This window comes from Gulosibacter massiliensis (assembly GCF_900626105.1).
GTDB lineage: Bacteria > Actinomycetota > Actinomycetes > Actinomycetales > Microbacteriaceae > Gulosibacter > Gulosibacter sediminis.
Genome location: NZ_UYZX01000001.1, coordinates 519,785 through 530,611, shown reverse-complemented (window position 1 = coordinate 530,611; position 10,827 = coordinate 519,785). Strand labels below are relative to the sequence as shown.

General features: G+C 66.2%; 6 protein-coding genes and 1 tRNA gene. 6 read left to right on the top strand and 1 reads right to left on the bottom strand.

Going from position 1 to position 10,827, the window contains the following annotated elements; translation table 11 throughout:
* Positions 1-6 precede the first annotated feature (6 nt).
* Together nudC and EJL01_RS02590 are read left to right on the top strand one after the other, a co-directional pair.
* Positions 7-966 (top strand): NAD(+) diphosphatase, encoded by a 960-nt coding sequence (nudC, locus tag EJL01_RS02595; RefSeq protein WP_235988577.1) that lies wholly within the window; start codon positions 7-9, stop codon positions 964-966.
* On the top strand, positions 947-2,689 hold the full coding sequence (locus EJL01_RS02590; RefSeq protein ID WP_125106152.1) for an ATP-dependent helicase: 1,743 nt from the start codon (positions 947-949) through the stop codon (positions 2,687-2,689). The genes nudC and EJL01_RS02590 overlap by 20 nt, the downstream gene beginning before the upstream one ends.
* Positions 2,690-3,494: 805 nt before the next feature.
* On the opposite strand, the gene EJL01_RS02585 is transcribed toward EJL01_RS02590, so the two are convergent.
* Positions 3,495-4,883 (bottom strand): zinc-dependent metalloprotease, encoded by a 1,389-nt coding sequence (locus EJL01_RS02585; protein ID WP_125106151.1) that lies wholly within the window; start codon positions 4,881-4,883, stop codon positions 3,495-3,497.
* A 114-nt stretch (positions 4,884-4,997) separates the two neighbouring features.
* On the opposite strand from EJL01_RS02585, the gene EJL01_RS02580 reads away from it, so the two are divergent.
* The 4 genes from EJL01_RS02580 (at position 4,998) to EJL01_RS02565 (ending at position 10,302) form a co-directional block, all read left to right on the top strand.
* Positions 4,998-6,167, top strand: coding sequence for a YlbL family protein (locus tag EJL01_RS02580; RefSeq protein ID WP_125106150.1), 1,170 nt, complete (start codon positions 4,998-5,000; stop codon positions 6,165-6,167).
* Between the two features lie 89 nt (positions 6,168-6,256).
* Positions 6,257-9,319, top strand: a complete 3,063-nt coding sequence (locus EJL01_RS02575) for a UPF0182 family membrane protein (RefSeq protein WP_125106149.1) — start codon at positions 6,257-6,259, stop codon at positions 9,317-9,319.
* 145 nt (positions 9,320-9,464) lie between these two features.
* Positions 9,465-9,541 (top strand) — tRNA-Met (locus EJL01_RS02570).
* Between the two features lie 482 nt (positions 9,542-10,023).
* Complete coding sequence (locus tag EJL01_RS02565) at positions 10,024-10,302, top strand: hypothetical protein (protein ID WP_125106148.1); 279 nt, start codon at positions 10,024-10,026, stop codon at positions 10,300-10,302.
* The last annotated feature ends 525 nt before the right edge of the window (positions 10,303-10,827 follow it).

The following is a 10,827-nucleotide window of genomic DNA, read 5'->3' as shown; positions in this document are numbered from 1 at the left end:
TGCATCATGAACGAGTTTGTCGATCGCCTTGCCCTGTCCCGCGCAGCCCACGATCGTGACGACGCCCATCGCAGCGACGCGACTCTGCTCGAGCACCCGGATGTACGCATCCTCGTTCAGCGCCGGGACGCGACCCTCGTCGGTGAAACCGAACAAGGTCGCGCGCTGCGACTCGATCTTCGCCCCGTCGACCAGCTCGGCGGCGTCGAGCAACTGCGTGAGGGACCCGCGATGATCTATCTCGGCAAGCTCACGCAGCCGCGCGAGAACCCGGGTGGGCGCGTCGACGAAGTCGGCACCCCGATCTTTGCTGCGGCCATCTCCGACTTCGAGGCGGGCGAGCTTGAGCCCGACAGCGAGCGGTGGGCGGACCTCCGTGAGCGCGGCGCCGGGTTCGACGACCTCGACACGGGCCTCGCGGCGCAGGCGCTCGCCATGCGCAACTTCCACTCCGCCCACGCGTTCTCGCCGTCGACCGGTGCGCGCGCCGTTTCCGAACACAACGGTTGGGTGCTGCGCGGCGAGGAGGGCGGCGACCCGACCTTTCCGCGCACTGATGCGGCCATCATCGTCGGCGTCATCGACCAGAACGACCGCATCCTGCTCGGCGCGAACGTGAACTGGACCCCGAAACGGTACTCGGTGCTCGCGGGATTCGTCGAACCGGGCGAATCGCTCGAGCACGCCGTGATTCGCGAGGCGGCCGAGGAATCCGGAGCGCGCGTTCGCAACCCGCGCTATCTCGGCTCGCAGCCCTGGCCGTTCCCTGCGAGCCTCATGCTCGGCTTCCTCGCCGAGCTCGACCCGAGCCAGGACCCTGCCGAGGTCGTCGGCGACGGCGTCGAAATCGCCGAGGTTCGCTGGTTCACGCGCGAAGAAATCGTCGAGCACGTCGACCAGCTGCCCGGCCGAATCTCTATCGCCCGCGCGATCATCGAGGAGTGGTATGGCGGACCGATCGGCTGATTCAGCCGGCGCCAGCCTGCTCGCCGATCTCAACCCCGCCCAGCGCGAAGCCGCCCTCGCGGTCGTCGGCCCGGTCTGCATTTTCGCCGGGCCGGGCACCGGCAAGACCCACACCATCACTCGGCGAATCGCGTACGGCGTGCGCACAGGCGTCTACGCGCCAGATCGCGTGCTCGCGCTCACATTCACGAACCGCGCTGCGGGGCAGCTTCGCGGCCGACTCGGCACGCTTGGCGCCTCGGCCGTGCAGGCGCGCACCTTCCACTCGGCCGCGCTGCGCCAACTCAGTTTCTTTTGGCCGCAGGCCGTGGGCGGCAGCTTCCCAGGCATTGTCTCGAGCAAGTCGCCCATCATTTCGGAGGCGGCCGACCGCGCCGGCGTGCGGCTCAGCCCACAGCTGCTGCGCAAGGTCGCCGAACAGCTCGAATGGCGCAAGGTGTCGGAGCGCACGCTCGACCAATTCGGTGAAGATCTCGCGACTGGCCGGCGCCCCAACGAGACCGGTCTGCCGGCCGAACAACTCCACGACCTCGCCGTGCAGTACGAGCGCGCGAAGGAGTCGCGGCACCAGCTTGACTTCGAGGATGTGCTGCTCGCCACCGCGGGCATGCTCGAGAGCGAGCCGTGGATCACGTCGCAGGTGCGGTCGCAGTACCGCTTCTTCGTCGTCGACGAGTACCAGGACATCTCGCCGCTGCAGCACAAGCTGCTGCGGCTTTGGCTCGGTAATCGCCGCGAACTCTGCGTCGTGGGCGACCCCGCCCAGACGATCTACTCGTTCGCGGGCGCGAACGCCAACTACCTCACCGGGTTCGCGAGCGAGTTTGCCGACGCGCGGGTGATTCGGGTCGACGGTTCGTACCGTTCGACGCCGCCGATCGTCGCCGCCGCAAATGAACTCGCGAAGCACATCTCGCACGCGATTCAGCTCGACCCGCTGCGGGCACACACCGGCAAGTTTCCGCAGCCCGATGTTCGGTCGTACGACAGTGATGAGGCCGAGGCGGCCGGTGTGGCCCGGAGCATCCGCCAAGATCTCGAAGCGGGGCGTGCGCCCGGCGACGTCGCGATTCTGGTGCGGACGAACGCTCAGGTCGGCGTGCTCGAGCGGGCGCTCGAGGCGGCCGGTGTGCCGTTCCGGCTCGCGGGCGGCATGCCATTCTTCCGCAGGCCGGAGGTTCGGGCCGTGCTTGCGGGGCTGCACGCGGCGGTCGTTGCCGAGCAAGACGGTGGGCCGCTCTTTCAGACCGTGAGCAACGTGCTTCGCTCGCGCGGCTGGCAGCAACAGCGACCGGCCGAACCAGGTCCACTCCGCGAGGCCTGGGGTGCGATGGATGCGATCATGCAGTTTGCTGACCGCGCGGAGGCTGGCACGACGCTCGCAGAATTTAGCGCCGAGCTCGAGAACCGCGCCGCGCACCAGTTCGAGCTCCCGATCGACGCCGTGACGATCTCGACGATGCACGCGGCCAAGGGCCTTGAGTGGGATCACGTCTATGTCGTCGGCCTGCGCGAGGGCCTCCTCCCGACCTCGGCCGCCGCGAACGAGCCCGAGCTGGTCAACGAGGAGCGTCGCCTCTTCTACGTTGCCCTCACGCGAGCCCGAGATCAACTGCACCTTTCGCACGCGCTGGTACAGCCGCCAACACGGTTTCTCCCGGAGCTTGGCAACCGCATCCGGGCTGGAACTCCACGTCTGCACCGTCCCGACGCAGACCGGTAAGGCGTTCGCGGCGAAACGTGAGGCCCTCGCCGGGGGCCGGCTGCACGCCGGCGAGGAACGGCTCAACGCTTTGCGCCCCGACTACCGCTGCGAGCCACTCGAGTTCGAGCGGCGGATGCGCGGGCGGCAAGTCATGCAGCTGCGTCGCCGTCGCGATCCACATGTCGTCTTCGGCGGCGTTGCGGAGGTCATCACACCGCAGGCACGGGGTTCGGCCCGGCAACACGAAGGGGCCGAGCAGGATGCCTTCGTCGTCTCGCGCGATGACGAGGTGCGCGAGATCGTCGGCCATGAGCGGCAAGTAGCGTCGGGGTGAGAGTACTCGCTCGGTCACCTCGACCACGAGGTCGGTGTCGGCTGCCGGGCGGGCTTCGGCCGCCGCAAACACCACGTGGTGCCCGCGCCGCGCGAACTCGGCCGCGACGCTTCGGGCGAACGACACTGACGAGGACGGGGTGCGCACCAGCACGCGGGCGCGCCGCGCACTTTGCTCTGCGACGGGGGAGCACACCGACAACAGCGCATCAACCAGGAGCTCGTCGGCGCGCTTGCGGTCGGGGTGCGTCGCGGCGATGCGCTCGAGGTACTCCCGCTCCGCGCCGTTGCGGAGCTCAGAGATGAGGTCGTGGGTGAGCTGCGTGTCGGCCACCGTGACCGCGCGCACCACCCCGCCCACGCGCACCCGGTCGTTGCCGACCCAGGTCACGGGGGTGTCTGCGGCGAGTCGATATTGCACTCTCGCATCATTGCGAAAAAGCGCCGGCGCCCGTGGAATTATCCACAGGCGCCAGCGCGGGTCGGTGCCCTACTTGGCGTCGTCGTCGCTCAGATCGCCACCGGCGGGCGCGTCGCCAAACGAACCCGGGTCGCCGAGCAGGCGCGCGAGGTCATTGTCGAGCTCATCCGGCTCGCCGTCGCCACCCTGCAGCCGCTCGACGAGGGCGAACGGGTCGTCGATATCCTCCGCGCCGGGCAGCGCGTCGCGGTGGTCCCAGAGCGCGTCGCGCTCGGCCACGCCGAGTTTCTCCGTAACGAGTCGCCACATGCTCATCGCCTCACGCAAGCGGCGCGGGCGCAGCTCGAGGCCGACGAGCGAGCCGAACGCGTGCTCGGCCGGCGAGCCGGTGGCGCGGCGCCGCCGCACCATCTCGCTGAGCGCGCCAGCGTTCGGCAGGCGACTCGTCGCGTCCTCGGTCACCACGTCGACCCAACCCTCGATGAGGGCGAGGACCGTCTCGAGTCGCTCGAGCGCCTGGTCTTGCTCGGGGCTGCGGGGCGGAATCAGCTGGCCCGACTTGAGCACGAGCTGGATCTCCTCGGGGTTCGACACGTCGAGCTCGCGGATGGTCTCCTCGATGCGATCGGTGTCGATGCGGATGCCGCGGGCGAACTCCGTGATTGACGACACGAGGTGCAGCCGGAGCCAGCGGGCGTGCGCGAAGAGCTGGGCGTGCGCGAGCTCGCGCAGCGCAAAGTAGATGAGCACCTCGTCGCGGTCGAGCTCGAGATCGGTCGACCACTCCTGCAGGTTCTGCGGCACGAGGGCGGCCTTGTGGTCGGGCAACACCGGCATGCCGATGTCGCCGCCCGACAGCACCTCCTTCGCGAGCTGGCCGAGCACCTGGCCGAGCTGCATCGCGAACATCGACTGCCCGAGCGAACGAACGATCGGGCCCGAGCGTGCGACCATGTCCTTCATCTCTTCCGGCGCCTGCTCGGCAAGCACCTCGACGAGCGCGTTCGAGATGCTCGTCGCGACCGGGTTCGTCAATTCGGCCCAGCCGTCGAGGGTGAGTTCGAGCCACTCGTACCGCGTGATGGTCTGCGGGATGCCCGAGAACGCGCCGAAGGAGTCGCCCATCGCGTCGCCGAGCCACAGGCCAGCGACCTGGAAGGCGCGGTCGTACGCGCGCGCATCCTCGTCGTCGACCTCTTCGTTCGGCGTCGCGGTCCGGCGGGCGGCGTCGCGGACAAGATCCCAGTCGACGCCGTCGGTCGGGTTCTGCATCGCCTGCTGCAACTGCATCAGCATGTGCGCGAGTGCCTGGGGGTCGGCGGGCAAGCCCGCAGCGCCGGCGAGCTTGTCGGAGTCGATCCCGCCGCCGCCGAGCATCTGCTCGAGCATCCGTCGCATTTCCTCTTCGGGCGAGCGGTTGTCGTCCTCGTTGTTCTGGGGGCCATTGCTATTCGGCATCGGCTTCGTTCCTCTCAGGGGTTCGCTCTAGAGTAGCCAGGGTGCCCCCGGGTGGAGCCGGGGAAACCGGCTCCGTTCACCGAGGGCGATCAGCCATCACGCGAAAGCTCATTCATGACCGCAAGCCACCAGCATCCCGAAGCCGCTTTGCCCGACGGGATCGGTGACGAGAAACCGGCGCGTCGGCGCTGGAGTCGGGAGCGGTTCGGTCGTTGGTGCCTCATTCTTGGGGTCGTGGCGTTGGTGATCCTGGCGGTTTCACCCGCGCCCTATGTCATTCGCCAGCCCGGCCCCGCGTTCAACGCGCTCGGGCAGGAAGAGAACGACGATGGCACGCAGCAGGACGTCATTCAGATCTCCGGCGCCGAGACGTACGACACCGGCGACGGCTCGCTCTACGTCATGACGGTGAACATCGTCGGCAACCCGCAGTCGCAGCCGAACTGGCTGCAGGTGCTCGGGGCCTGGATGACGCCGGGGAAGGATGTCCTGCCCGTCGAGGCCTATTACCCCGAGGGCACGACCGTCGACCAGCGCAACGAAGAATCGGCGCTGATGATGACGCAGGCTCAGGACACCGCCATCGCGGCGGCCCTCACGGAGCTCGGCTACGACGTCACCGAACAGATGAGCGTGGCGTCGGTCGGTGAGGATGCTGCCGCCGCCGGCGAGCTCGAGGTGGGCGACGTCATCGTCACCATCGACGGCAAGCCGATCACGAATACCGAAGAACTCAGCGCGCTGACGCTCACCGAGGAACCCACCGAGGTCGTGTTCACGCGAGACGGCAAGGAACACCGCGTCGAGATCACGCCGAAGCTCACCGAGACCGACAACGGAGAGGTGCCGTTGCTCGGTGTTCAGTTGCAGTACGAGTACCAATTCCCGATCGACGTCTCGATCGACCTTGGCGACGTCGGTGGACCGAGCGCGGGCATGATGTTTGCGCTCGCCACCTACGACAAGCTGACCGAGGGTGACCTCACCGGCGGCGACCAGGTGACCGGCACCGGCACGATGTCGGACGACGGCACCGTGGGCGCGATCGGCGGCATCCGGCAGAAGATGTATGAGGCGGTGTCGCTTGGAGCGGACTACTTTATTGCGCCCGAGGCGAACTGTGCTGAGGTGCTCGACGGCGGCATTCCCGGTGACATGACCGTCTATGCCGTTGGAAACCTTGACGAGGCGCTCGACATCGTCGAAACGAACGCCGCCGACAAGTCGACCGACGGCCTGCGCTCGTGCCAGGATGCGGTGGATGCGGGCGTCCCGCAGTCGTAGCGAGCCGCTAGGATAGGCGAGATAACGCCGCGGGCTCGCGACGATTTGCTCGTGCCAGCGGTGTCGACAGCGACAACGACGGGACCTCAGTGAGCGCAACGGCAGCACCACGTCCATCCGCAAGTAGTTCAGGGGACGGTGGTCAGCGCGGCCCCGGGGCGCGTCGCTTCGGACCGCTCATCACGACGATTGCCATCGTCGTCGCGCTTATCATCGTGTTCTTCTGGTTCTCGGGCATCTACGCCGACGTCCTCTGGTACCAGCAGCTCGGGTTCGAGCAGGTGCTCTTCACGCAGTGGCTCGCTACCGGCGCGATGTTCTTGATCGGCCTCATCGGTCTGGCGGTGCCGAGCTATGCGATGCTGCAGCTCGCGTACCGCACGCGGCCGACCTACGCGAAGCTCTCGCAACAGCTGGGGGAGTACCAGCGCGCACTCGAGCCCGTGCGTCGCATCGTCTTTATCGTGATTCCGATCTTCCTTGGCGTGCTCGGCGGTCTCTCTGTCGCGGGCAGCTGGCAGAGCGTGCTGGCGTTCTTCAACTCGACGCCGTTCGGCGTTGCTGACCCGCAGTTCGGTCACGACGTCAGCTTCTACGTCTTCCAGCTGCCGTTCTGGCGCGGCGTCGTCACGTTCATCAGTTCGACACTGCTCGTCTGCCTCGTCCTGACCGTGGCGGTGAGCTACCTCTACGGCGGCATCCATATCTCCGGCCGCGAGGTTGTCATCTCGAAGGCCTCGCGCATCCAGATCGCCATCGTTGCGGCGCTCTTCGTCGCGACGCAGGGCGTGTCGTTCTGGTTCGACCGCTACAACTCGCTCACCGAGTCGAACGGTCGGTGGACGGGTGCGCTCTACACCGATGTGCACGCGCGCGTGCCCGGTCTCGCCATCCTCGCGGGCGTCGCGGTCATCGTCGCGCTGCTGTTCATCTTTGCCGCCATTGCCGGCCGCTGGACGCTCCCGGCAATGGGTGTCGCGGGCCTCGTTATTGTCGGCCTCGTCGTCGGCATGGTCTACCCGTGGTTCGTGCAGAACCTGCAGGTCGGCCCGAACGAGCAGTCACTCGAGTCCGAGTACATCGACCGCAACATCACGGCCACGCGCGACGCCTACGACGTGGCGGACGTGCAGGAGGTCGACTACGCCGGCGTCACGACGGCCGAGCCCGGCCAGTTGCGTGAGGACGCCGAGACCACGGCGAACATCCGCATCATGGACCCCGCCTTGATCAGCCAAACCTTCGCGCAGTTCGAACAGGAACGCGCGTACTACCAGTTCCCGAGCACGCTCGACGTCGACCGCTACGACATTGAGGACCAGACGCAGGACGCCGTCATGGCGCTGCGCGAGATCAACGTCGACGGCCTTGGCGCCGACGCGCAGTCGTGGGTGAACCGGGCCATCGTCTACACCCACGGCTACGGTCTTGTGGCCGCCTACGGTTCGCAGCGCGGCCCCGACGGTCAGCCCCTGTTCTTCGAAGCGGGCATGCCGCAGGAGGGCGCGCTCGACGAGTTTGAGCCCCGCGTGTACTTCGGTGAGAGCTCGCCCGAGTACTCGATTGTTGGCGCGCCGGAGGGTTCCGACCCGGCCGAGTTCGACCATGTGTCGGGTGCCGATGGTGCCTCGCAGAGCTACTACACCTTCACCGGTGAGGGCGGCCCGTCGCTTGGCAACATCTTCAACCGCCTCGTGTACGCCATCAAGTTCCAGTCCGAGCAGATCCTGCTCTCAGACGCGATCAACGAGAACTCGCAGATCCTCTACGACCGTGACCCCACGCAGCGCGTCCAGGCCGCGGCACCGTACCTGACGATCGACGGCGACCCGTACGCCTCGGTGGTCGACGGCGAGCTCGTGTGGATCGTCGACGGGTACACGACGAGCGATGCGTACCCGTACTCGACGCAGACCTCGATCGAGGCGGCCGCGACCGACTCGAACACGCCCGCCACGGCCGGCCCGAACGAGGCAGTGAACTACATCCGCAACTCGGTGAAGGCAACCGTGAACGCGTACGACGGGTCGGTCACGCTCTACGCTTGGGACACCGAGGACCCGATCCTCCAGACCTGGCAGAAGATCTTCCCGAACACCCTCCACTCGGTGAGCGAGATGTCGGGTGACCTGCTGAGCCACGTCCGCTACCCGCAGGACCTCTTCAAGGTGCAGCGAGCGATGCTTTCGACCTACCACGTGACGAACGCGGGTGAGTACTACAACCAGACGAACGCCTGGCAGGTGCCGGTTGACCCGACGTCGTCGGCGGATGCGCAACTGCGTCAGCCGCCCTACTACTTGACCATGCAGATGCCGGGCCAGGAGCCGGCGTTCTCGATTTACTCGACGTACATCCCGATGGTGTCGAGCGGTTCAACTTCTCGAAACGTCTTGACGGGCTATCTCTCGGCCAATGCGAATGCGGGGTCGAGCGACGGGGAGGTTTCCGACGATTACGGCACGCTCACACTGTTGAAGATTCAGAATGACTCGGTGAATGGCCCGGGTCAGGTGCAGAACATCTTCAACTCGAACGAGACGGTCGCGAACCAGCTGAACCTGCTTGAGCGAGGTGGCCAGACCCAGGTGCTGCGAGGCAACCTGCTGACGCTACCCGTCGGCGAGGGCTTCCTGTACGTGCAGCCGGTCTACGTGCAGTCGACCGGTGAGACAAGCTACCCGCTCATGCGGCGCGTGCTCGTTGCCTTCGGCGACGAGATCGCGTTCGAGGACACCCTGGATGCCGCGCTCGACGAACTCTTCGCCGGTGATGCTGGCGCGGATGCGGGTGACCAGAACGCCGACGAGGTGCCCGAGGACCCGAATGTCATCGTGCCCGACACTGGCGGTGACAACTCGCAGGACGTTCCTGATGACACCAGCGGAACGGACTCGACGACCGAACCGACGGCGACGCCCGAACCCACGTCGACGCCCGACGCGACGCAGGACGGCAGCACGGGCGGCTCGAGCGGTAGCGCGCAGGAAGACCTCGACCAGGCCTTGGCGGACGCCTCTGCGGCCCTTCAGGATCGCACGGACGCCTACGCCGACAACGACCTCGTGGGGGCGGCCGAGGCGGATGCGCGGATGACCGAGGCGCTCGAGCGCGCGCAGGAGGCGCAGGACCGCATCAACAACGGCGAATAGTCTCAGCTCGGATTGTCAGCCTCGCGGCGTGCCCACTACGGGGCGCGCCGCGAGGCGCTTTTCCGGGGTACGCGCGCCGAATCTCGGGTGAAGCGGACGTGAACTGGACAACAACGAAAACATCCGGTAATGTTTTCTCTTGTGCCGCGGGGTGGAGCAGTTCGGTAGCTCGCCGGGCTCATAACCCGGAGGTCGTAGGTTCAAATCCTGCCCCCGCAACCAATTCCGCAGATGCGGCACGAACGCCCTGGCTCTCACGAGCCGGGGCGTTCTGCGTTTTCCGCAGCGGCACGTCGTCGTCTGCTTCGCCGACGAGGTAGGCGACCGACGTTTCGAGCATTTCGGCGAGAGTGCGCAGGATGATCCCAACCAGGCATGATCCACTGTTCGGCTCGGACGAGTTCCTCGCCTGCCGGATGGTGGTGGTATGGGCATTTGGATGTTGGTTGTGCTCCAGGCACTGTCGCAGGCGGAGACCGCGTGATTGCCTGCGGAGGCGGAACTGATCTGGTCGTCGTCGATCGCGAAAGTGCTGCTTGGCTGCGCATCGAACATCGACCACCTCCGCGACGTCGAGGGGTCCTCGGTACCCGCAAAGTCCGGCAGACCTTTCGCACGTCGGGCTCCCGGATGTCGACGAGCTTCAACGACTTGTTCGAGCGAACACTCGGGATCTCGATCGACGCTGGCGACGGAGACGCAACATGAGCACCGATGAGGGCTTGCAAGACTGGCTCAGTGAATTCGCGATGCCGGCAGACCTGGAGGAAGATGACACGTTCGACAGCAACGTTGACGGCACGGACACAGTGGGCTTCACCTGTCGATGCCAACTCGACGCACTTCGCCCCTCGGAGGGCGCGATCAGGCGGGAGGAACTCATTGGCGAAGGGCGCGCATCCACGTGGGAGCGGCTGCGCGTGTTTGTAGGGTGGTGGACGGCCCGGTTCAGAATCTCGACGAAGACGCTCCCACAGTGCTAGTTCCAGCACCCGGCGATCGTTGAGGAACTCACTGCGCTCATGAGGGCCCGCACCGCACATTACCGCGGGGAGTGCGGCACAGGCTATTTGCAGCAAGTCCACGCCCCGACTTCCACGAGACTGACTGGCTTTCATTGATTGACGAGCAAACAGATGCCATCGCTGTACCACTCGGAGCCGAAACGGCGCCAGGTTAGGTCGCCCCGCCTCAGCTCGATTCCCGATTGCCTGTCGCAGGGTGGTCAGGCCCAAGCTTGTACCTAGTCCATGCTGCCTTGTGGTCGGCTCTTCGTAAATCGGCAGACCCTCGGACTCGTACCTTCAACGATCTTCGTAATCTATCCTGACTCGGGGATTCTGCTCATAGACGAGAGGTGGGGAAATGGCGCCTAACCACGTGCTGCGTAGAACAATAGGAATTTTGGCGTTATCTTTCGCGTTCACATTTCCTGCAATTCAGCCAGTTCTGGCCGATGAGAATTCCGATCAAAAATTGTACCTCGTAGCGGAATCGGACGATGGTTG